Here is a 20,183-nt window from a genome sequence, read left to right on the forward strand (position 1 = left end):
GATGCTAGCGGCGCAGAGGGCCAAATCCCGGGCAAAAAGAAACCCCGAGCAGCGGGGAGACTGCTCGGGGTCAACCGTGGTCCATCTTGGACCCGTATGGCAGGCAGCATGAACACCGGAGCACAATGCCTGCGCCTGCCATAACTGATAGGAGCCTACCGAATGGAGAAGGTTCCGCGCCGCTCAGACAAAAGGTCGAGCGGTGGCATACCCGGCAGACTGGGACAGGTTGCGCATGGCCGCAATGACGCAAGGTTCGATGCGCCCTTCCACGACCATCAAATCTCTGTGAAGCCCATCGACAACATCGGTCAGCTGGCGTTTATCACCCAACTGAGCAGCGGAAAAATTGCGCTCGATCACGATGGCACCGGTTGCATTTTTCAGCGTCACCAGACGCTCGCCCAATGCACCGGCAGGGCCAATGTTCACCTGATAAGGGGACAGCGCTTCGCTTAGGAGCAAGCTGATATTTTCCATTCGGATCACCACTCAACAATTTGAATGCAAAGGTGCTAACCAATGACCATTGGCAGCATCGGAAAGTTCTGGGCGCTTGATGCGCCGGCAGGCGTAAGCAAACCGCAGCGACCTGATTTCCGAGCATGCCTGCCTAATGTGACAGACGAACTCATGCGTCTGGCGTGCGCGCCTGTCCCATTTCCGCCAGTAGCCGCTTGAGCTGGCAAGCCGTCTGCTCGGCAGCATGGCGCGCGTCCTTGAGCTCGGCTTCCAGGCGCTTACGCTCGCCGATGTCCATCCAGCCGCCGAGCAGCCCCTGCAGCTGACCATCGGCGCGGTGGTAAGGCACCATCCACAGCCATACGTCCACCTGTCGCCCAGCCAGCTGCAAAGTGCGCTCTGAAAACACCGGCGTCTGCGTGTCCAACAGCGTCATGAAAGCTTCGTGCATGCGCTCGGCATGGTCGCGGGGAAAAAGATCGACATCGATCAAGCGTCGCCCTTGCATCTGTTCGTAGCTGATGCCGAAGCTCTCTTCATAACTGCGATTACACGCGACCAGGCGGCCTTGCAGGTCGTGCACGTGAATCGGATTGGCGATGGCATCGAACAGTGTGCGCCGGAACGCCAACTGATCGCCCAACTGCGCCTCCGCCCGCAGGCGCTGATGCGCCTGATATTTGAGACGGCTGCTCCATGCCAGGGAAACCAGGCCCAGCAATAGCGACGTACTGACCACCCAGTAGACCCATGCAGGTACACGCCTCCACAGCGAGGCTTGGGGATTGGGCGCACCCAGCCATTTCAGGCGGATCGCGCGCATTTCCCCGACAGGAAACTCCTCCAGGGCCTTGTTCAGTATCCCCAGCAGTTGGGGGTGGGTCTTGACGACTGAAAACCTGTCGGGCGACCACATGCCCTCCACGCTGCGCCCGACTCTGAGGTTCGCTGAAGGATACAACCATGCACCGGCCTCGTTCTGGATGGTGGCATCGGCATCGCCCTCCTCCACGAGTCGACGGGCATCTTCGTAAGTCCCCACAAGTTTTAGCTGGATCTGCGGGTGGCGCTCCCGGATGAACGCAAGCAGAGCATGCCGTGCGGGCAGCGCCAGGACCTTGCCGGTCATGTCCGACAGTTGAAAGGAGGTCGCCTGCTCGGCGCGTACCAGAAAAACCCAATTGTTGCCGCCGAACGCGTAGGTAAAGTTCAGCAGTCGCTTGCGCTCGACGTTTTCGGCCAGCGTGGTGTTCATGTCCGCGCCACCCTCTGTAAGCGTCTTCAGCAATGCTTCGGTGGAGGCCGACTCCTGATGTATGAACTGCAGGCCGGTCATGCGCGAAATCCGCGCGAGCACATCGATATTCAGCCCCACCCAACGACCGTGAGCGTCCTTATAGATGTAGGGAGGGTGCTGGGTGGAGGCTACGATGACCTGGGGATGCTGGTGAATCCATTTGCGCTCCGGAGCGCTGAAATTCACTTGTCGCCGCGTCAGATCAGCCCCCAGCCCAAGGGTCCAGCGCGCCTGGATTTCTGCGTGTACGGCATCGTCCAGACCCGCCAGCGCACGGTTAAACAACTGCAACGCTTGGGTGTCCGTCTCACGAAAGGCAAAGGCAAAGCCCGAGGACGGCAGCAGACTGTCGAATTTGGTTTGCAAACCGAGATGCGGTCGCAAAAGGCTGTAGGACTGCACCGTCAGTTCGTTGGCGACGAATGCGTCGGCGTCATTTTGCGCCAGCGCCTCCATGGCGCTATGCAGTGTGGGCGCGAGCATGATTTCGCTGTAGGGGTAGATTTGCTGCACCTGTTCAAGATCAGCGTAGCCGTCCTGCAGAATCACCCGTTTGCCCTTGAGCGACGGTTGCAAGCCGGGGTCACTGCCCCGTCCGAAGACCACGGCGCGATCGGGCAGGTAGGCCTGCGTAAACGAGAGCCCGGGTATGGCTCGCTCGAATCCGCTGGCGCTGCTTAACAGGTCGATTTCCCCGGCAAGCAGCGCGTCTACCGCATGTGCGCGTTTGGCGAACCCGCGTACCTGCACCGGTATTGCCAGCCGTGTGCTCATCAGGCTCAGGTAATCGGCACTGATGCCTTGATAGCGGTTGCGGTCGGTGGTGATGTCAACGGGCTCATGATCCAGCACCGAAATACCCACCTTGAGGACTTTGCGTGCCTCAAGCCACTGGCGGTCCGCGTCAGCAAGCGCCAGCGGCTGTTCATCGGGAGAATACGCACCCAGCACGAAGGGAACGGTCTGAATCGCATCAGCGGTCCGGCTCCACAGGCAGACAAAAATCAGCGACACCCATAGGGCTGATCCCAGACACAGAAAATGGCCGTTGCGTGCCATCAGGTAAAAATAGTTAAAAACCACAGGCTTATCCGAAAATTGAAATTCTTCGGAAGTGTGGCACGCAGATAAAACAAGACCCGCTGCGGGGCGGGTCTTGTTTGTTACACGGCGATACGGTCAGAGAGGCTTGCCACGATTCCCATGCTGGCTGACAAAGGCCTGGACGGCTTTAAGGTCATTCGGCAGTACGGTGCAACGCTCGTCTCGCTCAAACAAATCAGACAAATGTGCAGGCAGCTCAAGCGCTTTTCCTACACCGGCCTTCAGCACCGCATCCGGGAATTTGACCGGGTGCGCGGTTCCCAGAATCACCATCGGTGTGTCCAGGCTGCGGCGGCAGTCTCGCGCGGCCTTGACGCCGATGGCTGTGTGCGGGTCAAGCAATTCGCCAGTGCTGGCGAACACTTCAGCGATGGTTTCGCAAGTCTGCTCATCACTGACCGCCAGCGAATCAAACAGCTTGCGGGTCTCGGTCCAGCGCTCGTCTTCGACGCTGAAACCGCCGCCCTGCTTGAAGCTGTCCATAAGGCTGGCTATCGACGCGCCATTGCGGCCGTGCATATCGAACAACAAACGCTCGAAGTTCGACGACACCATGATGTCCATCGACGGCGACAGGGTGGCGTGCAGGGTTTCCTTGACGTACTGGTTGCCGCTCATGAAGCGGTGCAGGATGTCATTGCGGTTGGTGGCAACCACCAGCTGACTGATCGGCAGGCCCATGTTGCGCGCCAGGTAGCCTGCGAAGATGTCGCCGAAATTACCGGTGGGCACCGAGAACGCCACCGAGCGCGCCGGGCCACCCAACTGCAGGGCTGCGTGGAAGTAGTAAACGATCTGGGCCATGATCCGAGCCCAGTTGATCGAGTTCACCGCCACCAGACGTGTGCCTTTCAGAAAGCTCTGATCGGCGAAGCTGTTCTTGACCATTTCCTGGCAGTCGTCGAAGTTGCCTTCGATCGCGATGTTATGGATGTTCTCGCCGAAGATGGTGGTCATCTGGCGGCGCTGAACATCGGACACGCGGTTGTGGGGATGCAGGATGAAGATATCGACGTTGTCGCAGCGGCGGCAGCCTTCGATAGCGGCCGACCCGGTATCACCCGAGGTGGCGCCAATGATCACCACGCGCTCGCCGCGCTTCTCGAGCACGTAATCCAACAGGCGCCCCAGCAACTGCAGGGCGAAATCCTTGAACGCCAGCGTCGGGCCATGGAACAGCTCCAGCACCCACTCGTTGCCGTTGAGCTGACGCAGCGGTGCCACGGCGGCGTGGGAGAACACGCCGTAGGTCTCTTCGAGAATCTTCTTGAAGTCCGCGTCCGGGATACTTCCCGTCACGAACGGACGCATCACCCGAAAGGCCAGTTCGTGATACGGCAGCCCGGCCCACGACGCGATCTCTTCCTGCGTGAAGCGCGGCAGGTTTTCCGGAACATACAGGCCGCCGTCGCTGGCCAGACCGGTCAGCAATACATCTTCAAAATTCAAGGCCGGCGCCTGGCCGCGGGTACTGATATAGCGCATTTTTTCAAACCTTCGGTTTGGGCGGCAAGCTCCGAAAGGCAGGCTGCAAGTCAAAACGCTTCGTCTTTGACCTACCGCCCGGGGCCCGAAGCTCACCGCGATATAAGTTTGCTGTTACTTGCAGCTTGCCGCTTTAAAGCTTGCGGCTCGTCTCAGTTCAGATGCTCGACGCGGATTCGCACAACCGGCCCGGCGACATCCTGCAACGCTTCCAGCGCTTCGATCGCATCGTTCATGCGCTGTTCGACCACGCGATGGGTCAGCAGAATCATCGGCACCAGACCGTCATGCTCTTCGACTTCTTTCTGCATGATCGATTCGATGTTGATGCCGCGCTCGGACAGAATGCTCGCCACCTGTGCAAGCACGCCAGGATGGTCCTTGGCCTGAATCCGCAGGTAGTAAGCGCTTTCGCACGCTTCGATCGGCAAGATCGGATGAGCCGACAGTGAGTCAGGCTGGAAGGCCAGATGCGGTACGCGATTCTCCGGGTCAGTGGTCAGCGCACGGACCACGTCGACCAGATCAGCCACAACCGACGACGCCGTAGGCTCCATGCCGGCACCCGCGCCGTAGAACAAGGTGGAACCGGCGGCGTCGCCGTTGACCATCACCGCGTTCATCACACCATTGACGTTGGCGATCAGACGATCAGCCGGAATCAGGGTCGGGTGGACGCGCAGCTCAATGCCGCTCGGCGTGCTGCGGGCGACGCCCAGGTGCTTGATCCGATAACCCAGCGCTTCGGCGTAATTGACGTCGGCGGTAGTCAGCTTGGTGATGCCTTCGGTGTAGGCCTTGTCAAACTGCAGCGGAATACCGAAGGCGATGGACGCCAGGATGGTCAGCTTGTGCGCTGCATCGATACCTTCCACGTCAAAGGTCGGGTCGGCCTCTGCATAGCCCAGCGCCTGCGCTTCGGCAAGAACGTCCGGGAAGGTGCGGCCCTTCTCGCGCATCTCGGTGAGGATGAAGTTACCGGTGCCATTGATGATGCCGGCCACCCAGTTGATGCGATTGGCCGACAGGCCTTCGCGAATCGCCTTGATCACCGGAATACCGCCAGCCACTGCTGCTTCGAAGGCGACGATCACGCCCTTCTCCCGGGCCTTCGCAAAAATCTCGTTGCCATGTACAGCAATCAGCGCCTTGTTGGCCGTGACGACGTGCTTGCCGTTTTCGATGGCCTTGAGCACCAGTTCGCGGGCGACGGTGTAGCCACCGATCAGCTCGATGACGATGTCGATTTCAGGGTTGCTCGCCACGTCGAAAACGTCGGCAGTGGTCGGGGTACCGGTAATCTGGCAATTGGGGTTTGGCGTACGCATGGCAATCTGCGCCACTTCGATTCCACGCCCGGCACGGCGGGCAATTTCCTCGGCGTTACGCTTTAGCACATTGAAGGTACCGCCACCGACAGTACCCAGCCCACAGATGCCTACTTTGACCGGTTTCACTATGAACTCCCCATAAAACGGCCGACGCAAGGCCGGCCGTGAAATCAGCCGCGATCAACACGGCCTGCTATTGACGAAGCGCGTCATAAAAGCCGCTTCAGGGTCTGTCGCAGGAGGCTGCGACAGACCGGATTACTTGGCGCCGAGCGCCAGTTTGGCCACTTGCGGCGCAGGCTGGTAGCCCGGAATCAACTGTCCGTCTGCCAACACGATCGCCGGCGTACCGTTCACACCGATTGACTGGCCGATTTCAAACTGGCGGGTAACCGGGTTGTCGCACTTGGGCGCCTGAATATTCTTGCCGTCGACCATGCGATCCATGGCACCGCGGCGGTCCTTGGAGCACCACACGGCCTGCAGTTGCTCGTCGCCCGGCGAACCCAGCCCCTGCCGCGGAAATGCGACGTAACGCACCTCGATACCGCGCTTGTTCAGCTCCGGTACTTCCTCGTGCAGTTTGTGGCAGTACGGGCAGGTGGTGTCGGTGAACACTGTGATGTGGGACTTGGTTTCGCCAATGGCGGGATAGACGACCATCTCGGCCGTCGGAATACCGTTGATGGTTTTCGAGATCGCCTGACGCTCGACTTTTTCGGTCAGGTTGACCGGCTTGCCGCCCTGTATCTGATACAGATTGCCCTGCATGACGAACTGCCCGTCAGCACTGGCGTAGAGCACACGTCCGCCCTTCAGATTGACTTCATAGAGGCCGTTCAGCGGGCTGCTGGCAATGCTTTCGACAGGGATCTCCAGGTTCAGAGACTCCAGGGTCTTGCGGATGGCTTTGTCGGACGCCTCGTCGGCGTGGGCAAAAAGGCTGAAAGAGCTGGCCAGCGCTACAACGGCAGCACCGAGAAAACGAGTGACGCGCATGAAAACTCCTCGAGCGGTGAGCAGACGGGCCGGGCTGAAAACGGGCGGCGGGACATCACCGGGATGTTTTCAGGGCCTTGATCTGCGAAACCGGCAAAGCCTATCACATAAGGCCGGGAAGGCCGACGCTCGCTGATGTAAGACAGGTCGTAAATTCATGAAGTCCGCTACCCCCTCGGGTGATGCTTCGCATGCATTTCCTGCAACCGGGCGCGCGCTACGTGGGTATAGATTTGCGTCGTCGAGAGGTCGCTGTGGCCCAGAAGCATCTGCACCACGCGCAGGTCAGCGCCGTGGTTGAGCAAGTGAGTGGCGAAGGCGTGCCGCAGGGTGTGCGGAGACAGGGATTTGCCGATGCCGGCGACCTTGGCCTGATGCTTGATGCGATGCCAGAAGGTCTGGCGGGTCATCTGTTCGCCACGCTGACTGGGAAACAGCACGTCGCTGGGCCGCCCGTTGAGCAACTCGTGGCGAGCGTCCCGCATGTATCGCTCAACCCAGACGATAGCCTCCTCGCCCATAGGGACCAACCGCTCCTTGCTGCCTTTGCCCATGATGCGCAATACGCCCTGACGCAGGTTGACCTGTTCCAGTGTCAGGCTGACAAGCTCGGTAACCCGCAGACCGCAGGCGTACAACACCTCCAGCATCGCTCGGTCGCGCTGGCCAATAGCGTCACTCAAATCGGGCGCGGCCAGCAGTGCCTCGACGTCTGCTTCGGACAGGGATTTGGGCAGCGGCTTGCCTAACTGCGGCATGTCGACCTGCAGCGTCGGGTCGATGGCGATAAGCTTTTCCCTGAGCAGGTAGCGATAGAAGCCGCGCACGCCGGAAAGCAATCGAGCTGTCGAGCGTGGCTTGTAGCCGTTGTCGACCCTCCACGCCAGGTGATCGAGAATTGCTTCACGACTGATGCTCATCAAGTCGACGCCTTTCTCCTGAAGCCACCCGTTGAACAGCGCGAGGTCGCTGCGATAGGCGCCACGGGTGTTGTCCGAGAGCCCCTTTTCCAGCCAAAGGGCGTCCAGAAAGCGGTCGATCATGGGATGGTCAATGGCGGGCATGGGTTCTTACTTGAATGGCAGAGGGCGACGGGCAGTTTTTCATACCTGACCGAGCAGGACAAAAACCGAATGCCAGAAAGCAAAAAAGCAGCCCGTAGGCTGCTTTTTCATTCGCATTGGAAGACTGGGATTAAACCAGTTTTTCCTTGATGCGAGCTGCTTTACCGGACAGGTCACGCAGGTAGTACAGCTTGGCCTTGCGAACGTCACCGCGACGTTTCACAGCCATGCTGTCGATTTGCGGGCTGTAGGTCTGGAAAGTACGTTCAACGCCAACACCGTTGGAGATTTTACGAACAGTGAAAGCACTGTTCACGCCACGGTTACGCTTGGCAATAACAACGCCTTCGAACGCCTGCAGACGAGCGCGGTCGCCTTCCTTCACTTTCACCTGAACGACGATGGTGTCGCCCGGGGCAAAGGGAGGGATCTCTTTGGTCATCTGCTCTGCTTCGAGTGCAAGGATGATTTTGTTAGTCATGCTGTGCTCCTAAGGTAAATCAGCTGGATTTACCATCGATACGTTAACTATCGTCCCGCTCACGGAGATATTCCGTCAGCAGCTTCTTCTCTTCTCCAGAAAGCGAGCGGCTTTCCAGAAGATCGGCGCGTCGTTCATAGGTCCGCCCAAGGGACTGCTGTAAACGCCAACGCCGGATGTGTGCGTGATTGCCACTTAGCAATACGTCGGGAACACGCTGATCCGCATACACCTCCGGTCGGGTGTAGTGCGGGCAATCCAGCAGACCATCCGTGAAGGAGTCTTCCTCCGCGGAATCTACATGCCCTAAAGCTCCAGGCAGCAGTCGCGTAACCGCATCTATCAGGACCATGGCCGGCAGCTCACCGCCAGATAACACATAGTCGCCAATCGACCACTCTTCATCGACATGAGCCTCAATAAAACGCTCGTCGACGCCTTCATAGCGACCGGCAATCAGGATAAGTGCTTCTTCCTGCGCCAGTTCGCGGACCGCAGACTGATCCAGCTTGCGACCCTGGGGCGACAGGTAAATCACCTTCGCCGCCTCCCCCGCTGCTTGCCTGGCCTGAGCCAGCGCGTCTTCCAGGGGCTTGATCTTCATCACCATGCCAGGGCCACCGCCAAACGGGCGATCGTCCACAGTGTGATGTCGATCAGTGGTGTAATCCCGCGGATTCCAACAGGTGAGCTGCAAGAGCTCCTGTTTCACCGCACGGCTGGTAATGCCGTATTCGCTGATGGCGGAAAACATCTCGGGAAACAGCGTGATGACTTCTATGCGCAGGCTGGCCATTGCTTAGAAATCCGCGTCCCATTCCACCTTCATCTCGCCTGCAACCAGATCGACGGCCAACACACATTGCTCCGTATAGGGCAAAAGGCGTTCGCGATCATCCAGACTGCCTGCGCAGGGCTTGACCACCATTACATCGTTTGCGCCGGTTTCCAGAAGATGATCGACCTTCCCGAGCAACTGCCCAAGTCCGTCAATGACCTTCAGACCTTCAAGCTGGTACCAGTAGTACTCGCCGTCGGTCAATTCAGGGAACAGATTGCGTGGCACGCAGATCTCATAACCCGCAAGAAGACGTGCTTCTTCACGGTCATCAAGACCCTTGAGCTTCGCGACCAGGAACTTGTCGTTCCCACGTCCACTGACCAGCTCGACCTGTTTCACATTGCCTTCGCGCTTGAGCGTCCAGGTTTTGTACTGCAACAGGTTTTCAGTCGGATCAGTAAAGGAATACACCTTCACTTCGCCGCGAACGCCATGTACCGAGTAAATCTTGCCGATGACGATCAGATCGTCGGCAGAAGCTGGCGTCGCGTTCATATTGCTCAGGCCGCAGCCTTGGCAGATTCCTTCAACAGCGAAGCAACACGCTCAGAAGGTTGTGCACCAACGCTCAGCCAGTAGGCCAGACGCTCTTGGTTCACGGACAGACGGATTTCCTGACCACGGGCAACCGGGTTGAAGAAACCGATTTGTTCCTTGTGGGAACCGTCGCGTGGGTTACGGCTGTCGGTCACAGTCAGGTGGTAGAACGGGCGCTTTTTGGAGCCGCCAAGGGCAAGACGGATTGTTAGCATTGAACAATTTTCCTGTAGTCGGTGCTGCAAATCTAAGATGCACAGCGGGCATGGGTGCCCGAAAGGCCGCATATTCTAAGGAATATCCGGATATTTGCAAATGACTTTTTCCGGCATGCGCCGAAGGACTGCCAAAGATCTGCCATGGAACCGCCAATTACGACGGCGTTGAACGCCTGCCTGAGCAAGCCATCGGGACGGTTGCCCCAAAGAGGAACGCGCGGGCCCTGAGCCCGCGCGATGCAATTTACATTTTGGGCATACCGCCGCCGGGCAACATTCCGCCCATGCCGCGCATCATTTTGGCCATGCCACCCTTGGTCGAGAACTTTTTCATCATCTTCTGCATCTGCTTGTGCTGCTTGATGAGGCGACCGATGTCTTGCACCTGAGTACCCGAACCCATGGCAATGCGGCGCTTGCGTGAACCACTGATCAGCTCGGGGTCGCGACGCTCGGCCGGGGTCATCGAGTTGATGATGGCTTCCATCTGCTTGAACTGCTTTTCAGCGGCGCTCTGGGCATTACCCATTTGCGACAGGTTGACGCCGCCGATGCTCGGCAGTTTGTCCATGAGCCCGCCGAGGCCGCCCATGTTTTTCATCTGTTGCAGCTGATCGCGGAAGTCTTCGAGGTCGAAACCCTTGCCCTTCTTCAGCTTCTTGGCCAGCTTGTCGGCCTTGTCCTTGTCGAGGGTCTGCTCGGCCTGCTCAATCAGGCTGAGCACGTCGCCCATGCCCAGGATGCGCGACGCGATACGGTCCGGGTGGAACGGCTCGAGCGCCTCGCTCTTCTCACCCATACCGATGAACTTGATCGGCTTGCCGGTAATGGCACGCACCGACAGCGCAGCACCGCCACGGGCGTCACCATCGACCTTGGTCAGGATCACGCCGGTCAACGGCAACGCGTCACCGAACGCCTTGGCGGTGTTGGCGGCGTCCTGGCCGGTCATGGCGTCGACCACGAACAGCGTCTCGGCAGGCTTGACCGCAGCGTGCAGCGCCTGGATCTCGCCCATCATTTCGGCATCGATGTGCAAACGGCCGGCGGTGTCGAGGATCACCACGTCAATGAACTTGAGCTTGGCTTCCCTGATGGCCGCTTCGGCGATGTCCACCGGCTTCTGGATGATGTCGGACGGGAAGAACGTCACGCCGATGTCGTTGGCCAGTGTTTCAAGCTGCTTGATTGCGGCGGGACGATAGACGTCCGCCGACACCAGCATCACGGTTTTCTTTTTGCGCTCTTTCAAAAATCTGGCGAGCTTGCCGGCCGTGGTGGTCTTGCCCGCACCCTGCAGGCCCGCCATGAGGATGACGGCCGGCGGCGTGACGTTGAGGGTCAGCTCTTCGTTCGCAGCCCCCATCATCTCTTCAAGCTCGGCCTGGACAATCTTCACGAACGCCTGGCCCGGGGTCAGGCTGCGCGACACCTCGGTGCCGACGGCGCGTTCCTTGATGCGATTGACGAAGTCCTTGACGACCGGCAAGGCGACGTCGGCTTCAAGGAGCGCCATACGCACTTCACGCAGAGTGTCCTTGATGTTGTCCTCGGTCAGCTTGGCCTTGCCAGTGACCTGGCGCAGCGTCTGCGAGAGACGATCTGTCAGATTTTCAAACATGCGTGATCCTTTGGGTTCGTGCTGAACACCGAATAGTGCGGGCCGGCCCGTAACGGCCTTTCCAGTCGGCCGCCGAAATCGCGGCGCCTGCTGTTTATAGAAGCACTATAAACGCGGCTGAAACAGCGGTCGGCGAGCCTGTGGCTTGAGCAGGTCGCGGATTATAGCGAAGAGTCCCGCGCACGGACACTACGGCGTCTGCTTCTCTGGTCTTTCGTGACTTGCGGGTTATATGCCAAACTCAGCGCCTTTCGGGCACGCCCAACAGGATCTATGTTCCCCTTGTCACCGAGTTTGCTCTTCAGCCTCGCCGCCGCTGTCTTTTACGCCGCTGCGACCGTCTACCAAGGTGCGCGCCTGCGTCAGGGCAAAAAGGCCGACAAATGGCTGCTGTGCCTGGTCGGCACTCTGGCCGTCGCCTGCCAGGCCAGCGCGCTGTTTGGTCAACTGGTACGTCCCATCGGTCTGGGCCTGGACTTTTTCAGCGCCGCCAGCCTGATCGCCGTTGCCGTGATCATCGTGACCATGCTCGCGTGCATCCGGCTACCGGTCGAAATCCTGCTGATTCTGTTGTTCCCGCTGGGGCTGCTGACCACGCTGATGGCGCAGTTCGCACCGGCCGGCACCCTGCAGCCGATCATCGAAGAGCACGGCATCATCAGCCATATTCTGCTGTCGATCCTCGCTTACGGCATGTTCACCATCGCCGTGTTTCAGTCTTTGTTGCTGTTGCTGCAGGACCGCCAGCTCAAGAACAAGCATCCCCTGGGCCTGATAAAAAGCTTCCCACCCCTGCAAACCATGGAGAGCCTGTTGTTCGGCTTCCTCTGGGCGGGCTGGGTTTTGCTCTCGATGTCGCTGATTTCCGGCTGGCTTTTCGTCGAAAACCTCTTTGCTCAACACCTGGTGCACAAAACGCTGCTGTCGATCCTGGCGTGGGTCGTCTTCAGCGTTCTGTTGTGGGGCCGTCATCATTTGGGCTGGCGCGGGCACAAGGCGATTCGCTGGACGCTGGGCGGTTTTGTACTCTTGATGCTGGCTTACTTCGGCAGCAAGCTCGTCCGTGAATACATCCTGCACATCTGACGGGCATTGATCATGGAAAACCTGCCGGCCGGCTCAATGCTCACGCTCCTTGCCCTGCTTACCCTGTGGTCGGGGCTGTTGGGAGCGGTCGAGGCTGCGCACCACAATCTGCGCGCCATGCCTGTCAATCCACGCTCCAGCGAGCCGGCCAGGCCGGTACTCGCGTTCAACCTCAACAGCCTCATCCTCGGCAATACGCTCCTCAAAGTCCTCATCACCGTGCTCGCCACCCTGCTTGCCATTGGCGAGGGCTATGTTCATGCCCCGCTGCTGGCCTGGATGGGTGTTGCCAGCGCGCTGGTGGTGGTGACCGAGTTCATCCCGAGAAAGCTGGCGGCGCGTCGGCCTGAAGCGATTCTGCTGCTGGGCAACAACGTGTTGCGCATCCCCGTTCGGATATTGCAACCGCTGACCTGGCTCTACAAAAACATCGCCAAACTGTTGTTGCGTCCTTTTCTGTCCAGGCGTCGCGCTGACAGCGTCGATGATGAGGACGACCAGCGACCGCCGGTTTATCAGGACAACGAAAGTCAGTTCGGCCGCGCCCACATCATCTCTGGCATTCATGCGCTCGACACCATGACCGTCAATGACATCCTGGTGCCGCGCAGCGAAGTGGACGGCATCAACCTCGATGACACGATCGAAGAGATCACCGACAAGCTGATCATTTCCCGCCACACGCGTCTGCCGGTCTATCACAACGACATCAATCAGGTCGAAGGGGTCCTCAATACGCGGATGGTCAGCCACTTGTTGCCCCGCAACGAGCTGACCAAAGAGGCGCTGCAGGCGGCATGTTATGAGCCGTACTTTGTGCCCGAAAGCACGCCGCTGCAGATGCAGCTGCTCAATTTCCACAAGCAGCAGCGACGCATGGGCGTGGTGGTCGACGAGTACGGTGAAGTGCTGGGCATCGTCAGTCTCGAAGACATTCTTGAGGAAATCGTCGGGGAATTCGAAAGCGAGCAGGCCATCGACAACCCGCACATTCAGCCCCAACCTGACGGCCGTCTGGTGATCGACGGTGCGGCGTCGATTCGCGATCTGAACAAGAGCCTTGCCTGGCACCTCCCCTCCGACGGTCCGAAAACCCTCAATGGTCTGATCACCGAAGCGCTGGAGACGATTCCCAGCAGTTCGGTGTGCCTGAAAATCGGCCCCTACCGCCTGGAAATCCTCGAGACCGAAGACAATCGCGTCAGCCGTGTGCTGATGTGGCTGAACACACGTACCAAGGACGTGATCTGAGGCATGCAGCGGCGCGCTGAAACACTTGTTTCGGCGCCGATCCCCTTCCTATAATCGATCCGCTTACCCAGCCCCGCCGATCCGCGTGCTACCCGCACAATGCGCGATCCGGCCAGTCACACAGCCTGACCGCTCACGCGACCCTGGCCTGCGCTCCGATCCCGAGCTCGCCACGCGCCTTTGCCCGCATCCGGGCTAGTCTGTTCAGCGCTGGACCCAACAATAAATAACGATTGCCACAGCGCGCGTACGGATGTTCGTTCCCCGCTGACAGGCGATACGACTGCCAGGGATCTCCGCATGACCACTACTTCCGCCCTTCCCGCCCGCGAGCAGAGCGAGGCCCGCCCGGCCAACTCCGCAGCGCGCGTTGCCACCGCCAGTTTTATCGGCACGGCCATCGAGTTTTATGATTTTTACGTATACGCCACAGCCGCTGCGCTGGTGATCGGGCCGGTGTTCTTCCCGCAAACGTCCAGCACCGCGCAGATGCTGTCGGCTTTTCTGACGTTCGGAATCGCGTTTCTTGCTCGCCCGCTGGGTTCGGCGCTGTTTGGCCATTTTGGCGACCGCATCGGTCGGAAATCGACGCTGGTCGCCTCGCTTCTGCTGATGGGGGTCTGTACGACGTTGATCGGCGTGCTGCCGGGATACGATGCCATCGGATCATGGGCGCCGATCCTGCTCTGTGTGCTGCGCTTCGGTCAGGGCCTGGGCCTTGGCGGTGAATGGGGCGGAGCCGCCTTACTGGCGACCGAAAACGCTCCCAAAGGCAAACGAGCCTGGTTTGGCATGTTTCCCCAACTGGGCCCATCGATCGGTTTCCTTGCCGCCAACGGGCTGTTTCTGACGCTGGCCATGACGCTGGATGACGAGCAATTTCGCTCCTGGGGCTGGCGCGTGCCGTTTCTGCTCAGCGCCGTGCTGGTCGTTATCGGCCTGTATGTGCGCCTGAAGCTTGAGGAAACACCTGTCTTCGCCAAAGCCATTGCCCGCCACGAGCGCGTAAAGCTGCCCATCGCCGAGCTGTTCGCGCAGTACTGGGCACCGATGCTGTTGGGAGCAGCCTCAATGGTGGTGTGCTATGCGCTGTTCTACATTTCGACGGTCTTTTCGCTGAGCTATGGGGTGAAGACGCTGGGCTACAGTCGGGAATCGTTCCTGGCGATGCTGTGTTTCGCCGTGCTGTTCATGGCCCTTGCGACGCCGCTTTCCGCACTGGCCAGTGACCGCTTTGGCCGCCGGCCGGTGTTGATTGTCGGCGGCGTGCTGGCCATTCTGTCGGGTTTCCTGATGGAGCCGTTGCTGACCCACGGCACCACGTGGGCGGTGACGCTGTTCCTGTCCATCGAGCTGTTTCTGATGGGCGTCACGTTTGCGCCCATGGGCGCAATGCTGCCAGAGCTGTTTCCCACGCGCGTTCGCTACACCGGCGCGTCCGCGGCTTACAACATCGGCGGCATCGTCGGCGCCTCTGTCGCGCCGTTCTTCGCACAAAAGCTGGTGGAAATGGGCGGGTTGAGCTGGGTGGGCGGTTATGTTTCGGCAGCAGCGCTGATCAGCGTGATTGCCGTGCTGTGCCTGAAAGAAACCCGGCACGCGGACCTGGATACGATTGCCTGAGCCCACCGGAAACGTACGTGTGGGAGCGCGCTTGCCCCCGAACGAGGTGTATCAGTCACCGCTTATGAACCTGACACACCTCATTCGCGGGCAAGCGCGCTCCCACACTGTCAGCAGGTAGCGGGTGACATAGGCAGGTTTGATCCAACGTCTTCGTGCGCACAGCTATCAAACAAAAACGGCGCCTGTGAGGACGCCGTTTTTTGTTCGAAGTTGACGCTTAAAGCTGAACCTTCACGGCCATCGAAGCACGGGTGGCCTTGCGCCGGGCGTCATCAACCGACTCGTCACGCGCCAGCGCCACGCCCATGCGCCGCTGACCGTTGACTTCTGGCTTGCCAAACAGACGCAGCGCGGTGTCCGGCTCGCTCAGCGCCTGCTCCAGATTGGCAAACGCGGTCTGCGTGGATTGGCCTTCTACCAGAATCACTGCCGAGGCCGATGGGCCAAACTGGCGGATCAACGGAATCGGCAGGCCCAGAATCGCGCGGGCGTGTAGCGCAAACTGCGACAGGTCCTGAGAAATCAATGTCACCAGACCGGTGTCGTGGGGACGCGGCGACACTTCGCTGAACCAGACCTGGTCACCCTTGATGAACAGCTCGACGCCAAAAAGGCCTCGGCCGCCCAACGCTTCGGTCACGGCCTTGGCCACTCGCTCGGACTCGGCCAACGCCACCGGGCTCATGGCCTGTGGCTGCCAGGATTCCTGATAGTCGCCCTTCTCCTGACGGTGGCCAACCGGTGCACAGAACGTCGTGCCAGCGACATGGCGCACGGTCAGCAAGGTGATCTCGTAATCGAAGTCGATGAAGCCTTCGATGATGACTCGACCTTTGCCGGCGCGACCGCCCTCTTGGGCGTAGTCCCAGGCCTTCTGAATGTCAGCGTCGGTTTTCAGCAAACTCTGGCCCTTGCCCGACGAGCTCATGACCGGCTTGACCACGCACGGGAAGCCCAGGTCTTCAACGGCTTGCTTGTAGTCTTCGAACGTGTCGGCGAAGTAGTAAGGCGAGGTTGGCAGGCCCAGCTCTTCAGCGGCCAGGCGGCGGATGCCTTCGCGGTTCATGGTCAGCTGTGCGGCACGAGCCGTCGGGATGACCGTGAAGCCCTCGGACTCCAGCTCGACCAGCGTCGCCGTGGCGATGGCTTCGATTTCCGGGACGATGTAATGCGGCTTCTCGGACTCGATCACCGCACGCAACGCCGCGCCGTCGAGCATGTTGATAACGTGGCTGCGATGCGCGACCTGCATCGCCGGAGCATTGGCATAACGGTCGACGGCGATCACTTCAACGCCCAGACGTTGCAGTTCGATCACCACTTCCTTGCCAAGCTCGCCGCAACCGCAGAGCAAAACGCGGGTCGCGGTCGGCGACAGTGGAGTTCCGATTTGAGTCATCTCAGGTCCTCGTGGAGCAGGTCGAGGGTCGCTCGCCGTGTGCAAGCAACCGCAGGGGAGAAAGGCGCGCAATTTACCATGTTGGCAAGGCAAAGGGATGCAGCAGCGCAGGGATGAGTCAGCGGCGGCGGGCGTCGCCGTTCACCGAAAACATCATGCCGCCCGCCTTCGCCCGCTCGTCACAGGCCGCGAGCACGGCGCGGCGTGCCGGGTTGTCCATGCGGCTCCAGCCGGTAATCTCGGCCACGGTGCGCTGGCACCCGGTGCAGACGTCCGCATCGTCCAGCGAGCAAATGCTTACGCACGGCGAGCGGACCGGCTTTTCATGGGCGCTCGTTTCGGCGATTGGGGAACCTGGGATCGGGGAGTCGAAGGTCGGGGAGTCGGGGCTGGGCATCAGTCTTCCTGTGGCGCCAGGTCACGCGCATAACGTTGGGCGTTGTGGACGTAATGGGCGGCGCTGGCTTCGAGCATTTTCTTTTGGGCCTCGGTCAGCTCGCGGACGATTTTACCGGGCGACCCCATGACCAGCGAGCCATCGGGGATGACTTTGCCTTCGCCGATCAACGAATTCGCGCCAATGATGCAATGCTTGCCGATCTTTGCCCCGTTGAGGATGACCGAGTTGATGCCGATAAGCGTGTTGTCGTCCACGCTGCAGCCATGCAGCATCACGTTGTGGCCGACGGTGACGTTGCGGCCAATGGTCAGCGGCGAGCCCATGTCCGTGTGCATCACCGTCCCGTCCTGCACATTGCTGTTCTCGCCAATGTCGATCAGCTCGTTATCGCCGCGCAGCACGGCACCGAACCAGACACTCGCATTGGCCTGCAAGCGCACATTGCCGATGACGGTCGCAGTGGGCGCGATCCAGCTGGTCGGGTGGGCATCAACGCGGGATTCGCCCAGGCGGTACTTCATGACGTGCTCCTTGTGGCCAAACCTGGCGCGGCGGGTCAGGATTTCAGCGTATGGATGATGGATCGAGTGGGCGGCTGGTTGAGGTTGATGCCGCTGTCGAACAGCAGGTTCATCAGCTCGACGATCATGATCGCGGTCAGGCCCCAGATCTTGTACTCGCCGAACCGGTAACTCGGCACATACCAGCTGCGCCCCTGGTAGTCGATGCGATGGGTGTGTTCGCGAACGTCCTGCCGAAAGAACTCCAGCGGCACGCTGAACACCGCTGCAATTTCAGCATCATTGGGCGTGTATTCAACGAAGTCGGGAATAAGGCCGACGTAAGGCGTCACCTTGATGCCGTGCTTGGAAATGAGCGGACTCAGCGGGCCGACCACTTCCACCAATCCGGGCGGCAGGCCGATCTCCTCCTGTGCTTCGCGCAGGGCGGTAAAAATCAGGTCCGGGTCTTCGGGGTCCCGACGCCCGCCGGGAAAAGCCACTTCGCCGCCATGGGTCGACAACCCGCTGGCACGCAAGGTCAGCACCAGCTCGGGTTCTTCACTGCGAGTAATGGGCAGAAGCACGGCGGCTTCGGGGAAGCGCGCGTCCGTCTCCAGCCTCACCGGCGTGTGGCTGCTCATACGGAGAAGAAGCTCATCCAGCATGGGAATTCTCGATCGGTTGCCTGCCCGGCATCATGCACCAAAGCGTCGACGCGCCCAAGTGTTGCCAGACACGCCATACACCTCTTGCCGTGTACCTGCGCAACAGCTCAAGATAGCCGCTGACTTCAGGAACCCGATCCGATCATGAAATTCTGCAGCAACTGCGGCGAAAAGGTCATTCAGCGTATTCCCGAGGGCGACAGCCGCCCGCGTTACGTGTGTGAGCACTGCAACACCATTCACTACCAGAATCCCAACATCGTGGCGGGCGTCGTACCGGTCTGGGGCGACAAGGTGCTGCTCTGCCGTCGGGCCATTGAGCCGCGGCTGGGCTACTGGACGCTGCCGGCCGGGTTCATGGAAAACGGCGAAAGTGTCGAGCAGGCTGCGCGCCGTGAAACCCTGGAAGAGGCCTGCGCCGAGGTGGAGGACTTGCAGCTGTATTCCATGATCGACGTGCCGCACATCAATCAAGTGCATATTTTCTACCGCTCCAACCTCGCCAGCCCAGAGTTCGCCGCAGGCGTCGAAAGCCTTGAGGTGAAGCTGTTCGACGAAGCGGATATCCCGTGGACTGACTTGGCGTTCAATACGGTCAGACGTACCCTGGAATGTTTTTTCCGCGACCGGCGGCATCAAGATTTCCAGGTGCGCACCGATTGTCTGTCTGTTACTCCGCCGCTCAAGACCACTTGATCAACACGATGGCGCGCGCTTGCCGCGCAGGCTTCAGGGATATCCTTTTCATGCGTTGGTTGCTTGCTGTTTTATGCCTGTCGTTTGTGCCGTTGTCCCAGGCTGCGTTCACCCAGACCATCGTGCCTAAAGGCAGCGAACAGAAGTTCGTTGGCGGCAAGGTCATCGACACCGAAAACATCGCCGACCGCACCATCGATAAAGTATTGGTGCTCAAGTCCGCGCATCAGCTGCAGCTGATCAGCCGTGGGGAGGCGTTAAAGACGTACCGAATTTCCCTGGGCAAAGCGCCCAAAGGTCCCAAGTTGCAGGAAGGCGATCAGCGCACACCGGAAGGCTTTTACTGGCTGGACTGGCGCAAGACCAGCGACGCCTACAATCTGTCGCTGCATATTTCCTACCCCAATATTTCTGACGCCGCACGCGCACGCCGCGAAGGCGTGAAGCCGGGCAGCATGATCATGATTCACGGCACGCCGATCAACGAGGACTATCCGGAGTGGTACTTCCACACGCTGGACTGGACCAATGGCTGCATTGCCATGCGCAACAGCGATATCCGTGAGGTGTGGGATCTGGTGAAAGACGGCACGATGATCGAAATCCGGCCTTGAGGATTGAGGATTGAGGATTGAAGATTGAGGTGAGACGACTGTAGGAGCCGGCTTGCTGGCGAACGGGCTGTATCCGTCAGCACTGCTGTCAAAGGCCTGGCGGGTTCGCCAGCAAGCCGGCTCCTACAGAGGATCAGCTGTGCGGTGGCAAGCAGACCGGTATAGGGCTCAATACAACGACAGCGAAGCTAGATATCCGCCAGCTTCCACACATCGTATGCCGGTACTTCATAGGGATGACTGCGTTTAAGCGCAGAAACCGCCTGCTCGATCAGCTCGTCAGCCACAACGAGCTCGACCTTCCATTCCTGAACCTGCTCGACCTCGCCGGCTCGCCCGATGAAGGGCTGACTGCCGTCCAGCGGGCGGAACTGGCCCTGGCCGAGCACTTGCCATGAGCAGCAGTCGTAAGCGCCGATTCGCCCCGCACCGGCGGCGAACAACGCGCTTTTGACCTGCTCCACATGGCTGGGCGGCACAAAGAACGCCAGCTTGTACATCGC

Annotated in this window: 21 protein-coding genes; 5 read left to right on the forward strand and 16 right to left on the reverse strand. The window is 59.8% G+C overall.

The features are described 5' to 3' along the window. Positions 1 to 183 precede the first annotated feature (183 nt). The 11 genes from LT42_RS11285 to ffh form a co-directional block, all read right to left on the reverse strand. Positions 184 to 480, reverse strand: a complete 297-nt coding sequence (locus LT42_RS11285; RefSeq protein WP_037012429.1) for a DUF3509 domain-containing protein — start codon at positions 478 to 480, stop codon at positions 184 to 186. A 151-nt stretch (positions 481 to 631) separates the two neighbouring features. Continuing rightward, positions 632 to 2,842 carry a transporter substrate-binding domain-containing protein gene (locus LT42_RS11290; RefSeq protein WP_052075229.1) on the reverse strand — a complete coding sequence of 737 codons (2,211 nt, stop codon included), beginning with the start codon at positions 2,840 to 2,842 and terminating at the stop codon, positions 632 to 634. Between the two features lie 96 nt (positions 2,843 to 2,938). Further along, complete coding sequence (thrC, locus tag LT42_RS11295; protein ID WP_037012431.1) at positions 2,939 to 4,348, reverse strand: threonine synthase; 1,410 nt, start codon at positions 4,346 to 4,348, stop codon at positions 2,939 to 2,941. A gap of 152 nt (positions 4,349 to 4,500) precedes the next feature. After that, entirely contained in the window at positions 4,501 to 5,805 is a 1,305-nt protein-coding gene (locus tag LT42_RS11300; RefSeq protein WP_037012433.1) for a homoserine dehydrogenase, read from the reverse strand. Positions 5,806 to 5,937: 132 nt separating this feature from the next. Next, complete coding sequence (dsbC, locus tag LT42_RS11305) at positions 5,938 to 6,678, reverse strand: bifunctional protein-disulfide isomerase/oxidoreductase DsbC (RefSeq protein ID WP_037012435.1); 741 nt, start codon at positions 6,676 to 6,678, stop codon at positions 5,938 to 5,940. A 167-nt stretch (positions 6,679 to 6,845) separates the two neighbouring features. Beyond that, positions 6,846 to 7,742 (reverse strand): site-specific tyrosine recombinase XerD, encoded by an 897-nt coding sequence (gene xerD, locus LT42_RS11310; RefSeq protein WP_037012436.1) that lies wholly within the window; start codon positions 7,740 to 7,742, stop codon positions 6,846 to 6,848. A 130-nt stretch (positions 7,743 to 7,872) separates the two neighbouring features. Continuing rightward, on the reverse strand, positions 7,873 to 8,223 hold the full coding sequence (gene rplS, locus LT42_RS11315; protein WP_037012438.1) for a 50S ribosomal protein L19: 351 nt from the start codon (positions 8,221 to 8,223) through the stop codon (positions 7,873 to 7,875). Positions 8,224 to 8,266: 43 nt separating this feature from the next. Continuing rightward, positions 8,267 to 9,019, reverse strand: coding sequence for a tRNA (guanosine(37)-N1)-methyltransferase TrmD (gene trmD, locus LT42_RS11320; RefSeq protein ID WP_037012439.1), 753 nt, complete (start codon positions 9,017 to 9,019; stop codon positions 8,267 to 8,269). A 3-nt stretch (positions 9,020 to 9,022) separates the two neighbouring features. Continuing rightward, positions 9,023 to 9,559 carry a ribosome maturation factor RimM gene (rimM, locus tag LT42_RS11325; protein ID WP_037012440.1) on the reverse strand — a complete coding sequence of 179 codons (537 nt, stop codon included), beginning with the start codon at positions 9,557 to 9,559 and terminating at the stop codon, positions 9,023 to 9,025. A gap of 5 nt (positions 9,560 to 9,564) precedes the next feature. Further along, positions 9,565 to 9,816, reverse strand: coding sequence for a 30S ribosomal protein S16 (gene rpsP / locus LT42_RS11330; protein ID WP_037012442.1), 252 nt, complete (start codon positions 9,814 to 9,816; stop codon positions 9,565 to 9,567). Between the two features lie 247 nt (positions 9,817 to 10,063). Then, positions 10,064 to 11,440, reverse strand: a complete 1,377-nt coding sequence (gene ffh / locus LT42_RS11335) for a signal recognition particle protein (RefSeq protein ID WP_037012444.1) — start codon at positions 11,438 to 11,440, stop codon at positions 10,064 to 10,066. A 273-nt stretch (positions 11,441 to 11,713) separates the two neighbouring features. On the opposite strand from ffh, the gene LT42_RS11340 reads away from it, so the two are divergent. The 3 genes from LT42_RS11340 to LT42_RS11350 all read left to right on the forward strand — a co-directional run bounded on the left by LT42_RS11340 (position 11,714) and on the right by LT42_RS11350 (position 15,400). Next, positions 11,714 to 12,526: a cytochrome C assembly family protein gene (locus LT42_RS11340; protein WP_037012445.1), complete on the forward strand. Its 813-nt coding sequence runs from the start codon at positions 11,714 to 11,716 to the stop codon at positions 12,524 to 12,526. A gap of 12 nt (positions 12,527 to 12,538) precedes the next feature. Beyond that, positions 12,539 to 13,777 (forward strand): transporter associated domain-containing protein, encoded by a 1,239-nt coding sequence (locus LT42_RS11345; RefSeq protein WP_037012446.1) that lies wholly within the window; start codon positions 12,539 to 12,541, stop codon positions 13,775 to 13,777. A 300-nt stretch (positions 13,778 to 14,077) separates the two neighbouring features. Then, entirely contained in the window at positions 14,078 to 15,400 is a 1,323-nt protein-coding gene (locus LT42_RS11350; protein WP_037012448.1) for an MFS transporter, read from the forward strand. A gap of 220 nt (positions 15,401 to 15,620) precedes the next feature. Here the strand turns inward: LT42_RS11350 and purT are convergent, their stop codons facing one another. The 4 genes from purT to LT42_RS11370 all read right to left on the reverse strand — a co-directional run bounded on the left by purT (position 15,621) and on the right by LT42_RS11370 (position 18,370). Beyond that, positions 15,621 to 16,802, reverse strand: coding sequence for a formate-dependent phosphoribosylglycinamide formyltransferase (gene purT, locus LT42_RS11355; RefSeq protein WP_037012449.1), 1,182 nt, complete (start codon positions 16,800 to 16,802; stop codon positions 15,621 to 15,623). Positions 16,803 to 16,920: 118 nt separating this feature from the next. After that, a complete protein-coding gene (locus tag LT42_RS11360) occupies positions 16,921 to 17,148 on the reverse strand; it encodes a DUF1289 domain-containing protein (protein ID WP_037013264.1) in 228 nt (75 codons plus the stop codon). 50 nt (positions 17,149 to 17,198) lie between these two features. After that, positions 17,199 to 17,723, reverse strand: a complete 525-nt coding sequence (locus LT42_RS11365; RefSeq protein WP_037012451.1) for a gamma carbonic anhydrase family protein — start codon at positions 17,721 to 17,723, stop codon at positions 17,199 to 17,201. 35 nt (positions 17,724 to 17,758) lie between these two features. Then, positions 17,759 to 18,370: a CoA pyrophosphatase gene (locus tag LT42_RS11370; protein ID WP_037012452.1), complete on the reverse strand. Its 612-nt coding sequence runs from the start codon at positions 18,368 to 18,370 to the stop codon at positions 17,759 to 17,761. A 144-nt stretch (positions 18,371 to 18,514) separates the two neighbouring features. Between LT42_RS11370 and LT42_RS11375 the strand changes: the two genes are divergently transcribed. Both LT42_RS11375 and LT42_RS11380 read left to right on the forward strand, forming a co-directional pair. Beyond that, positions 18,515 to 19,066, forward strand: coding sequence for an NUDIX hydrolase (locus LT42_RS11375; protein ID WP_037012453.1), 552 nt, complete (start codon positions 18,515 to 18,517; stop codon positions 19,064 to 19,066). 50 nt (positions 19,067 to 19,116) lie between these two features. Continuing rightward, the gene (locus tag LT42_RS11380; protein WP_037013266.1) at positions 19,117 to 19,680 is read left to right on the forward strand and encodes a L,D-transpeptidase family protein; all 564 of its coding nucleotides are present in this window, start codon (positions 19,117 to 19,119) and stop codon (positions 19,678 to 19,680) included. 188 nt (positions 19,681 to 19,868) lie between these two features. Here LT42_RS11380 and LT42_RS11385 read toward each other — a convergent pair whose 3' ends face one another. Then, the gene (locus tag LT42_RS11385) at positions 19,869 to 20,180 is read right to left on the reverse strand and encodes a YqfO family protein (RefSeq protein WP_037013268.1); all 312 of its coding nucleotides are present in this window, start codon (positions 20,178 to 20,180) and stop codon (positions 19,869 to 19,871) included. Between the last annotated feature and the right edge of the window lie 3 nt (positions 20,181 to 20,183).

Origin of the sequence: Pseudomonas lutea (assembly GCF_000759445.1) — a bacterium.
Classification (GTDB): Bacteria; Pseudomonadota; Gammaproteobacteria; order Pseudomonadales; family Pseudomonadaceae; genus Aquipseudomonas; species Aquipseudomonas lutea.

What these genes read in the sequence shown, in the direction of transcription:
- rpsP (WP_037012442.1), bottom strand. Translation starts at nt 9,816, where the DNA reads ATGCTAACAATCCGTCTTGCCCTTGGCGGCTCCAAAAAGCGCCCGTTC.
- LT42_RS11365 (WP_037012451.1), bottom strand. Translation starts at nt 17,723, where the DNA reads ATGAAGTACCGCCTGGGCGAATCCCGCGTTGATGCCCACCCGACCAGC.
- rimM (WP_037012440.1), bottom strand. Translation starts at nt 9,559, where the DNA reads ATGAACGCGACGCCAGCTTCTGCCGACGATCTGATCGTCATCGGCAAG.
- rplS (WP_037012438.1), bottom strand. Translation starts at nt 8,223, where the DNA reads ATGACTAACAAAATCATCCTTGCACTCGAAGCAGAGCAGATGACCAAA.
- LT42_RS11370 (WP_037012452.1), bottom strand. Translation starts at nt 18,370, where the DNA reads ATGCTGGATGAGCTTCTTCTCCGTATGAGCAGCCACACGCCGGTGAGG.
- LT42_RS11285 (WP_037012429.1), bottom strand. Translation starts at nt 480, where the DNA reads ATGGAAAATATCAGCTTGCTCCTAAGCGAAGCGCTGTCCCCTTATCAG.
- purT (WP_037012449.1), bottom strand. Translation starts at nt 16,802, where the DNA reads ATGACTCAAATCGGAACTCCACTGTCGCCGACCGCGACCCGCGTTTTG.
- ffh (WP_037012444.1), bottom strand. Translation starts at nt 11,440, where the DNA reads ATGTTTGAAAATCTGACAGATCGTCTCTCGCAGACGCTGCGCCAGGTC.
- xerD (WP_037012436.1), bottom strand. Translation starts at nt 7,742, where the DNA reads ATGCCCGCCATTGACCATCCCATGATCGACCGCTTTCTGGACGCCCTT.
- trmD (WP_037012439.1), bottom strand. Translation starts at nt 9,019, where the DNA reads ATGGCCAGCCTGCGCATAGAAGTCATCACGCTGTTTCCCGAGATGTTT.
- LT42_RS11340 (WP_037012445.1), top strand. Translation starts at nt 11,714, where the DNA reads ATGTTCCCCTTGTCACCGAGTTTGCTCTTCAGCCTCGCCGCCGCTGTC.
- LT42_RS11350 (WP_037012448.1), top strand. Translation starts at nt 14,078, where the DNA reads ATGACCACTACTTCCGCCCTTCCCGCCCGCGAGCAGAGCGAGGCCCGC.
- LT42_RS11375 (WP_037012453.1), top strand. Translation starts at nt 18,515, where the DNA reads ATGAAATTCTGCAGCAACTGCGGCGAAAAGGTCATTCAGCGTATTCCC.
- LT42_RS11380 (WP_037013266.1), top strand. Translation starts at nt 19,117, where the DNA reads ATGCGTTGGTTGCTTGCTGTTTTATGCCTGTCGTTTGTGCCGTTGTCC.
- thrC (WP_037012431.1), bottom strand. Translation starts at nt 4,348, where the DNA reads ATGCGCTATATCAGTACCCGCGGCCAGGCGCCGGCCTTGAATTTTGAA.
- LT42_RS11345 (WP_037012446.1), top strand. Translation starts at nt 12,539, where the DNA reads ATGGAAAACCTGCCGGCCGGCTCAATGCTCACGCTCCTTGCCCTGCTT.
- LT42_RS11385 (WP_037013268.1), bottom strand. Translation starts at nt 20,180, where the DNA reads ATGTACAAGCTGGCGTTCTTTGTGCCGCCCAGCCATGTGGAGCAGGTC.
- dsbC (WP_037012435.1), bottom strand. Translation starts at nt 6,678, where the DNA reads ATGCGCGTCACTCGTTTTCTCGGTGCTGCCGTTGTAGCGCTGGCCAGC.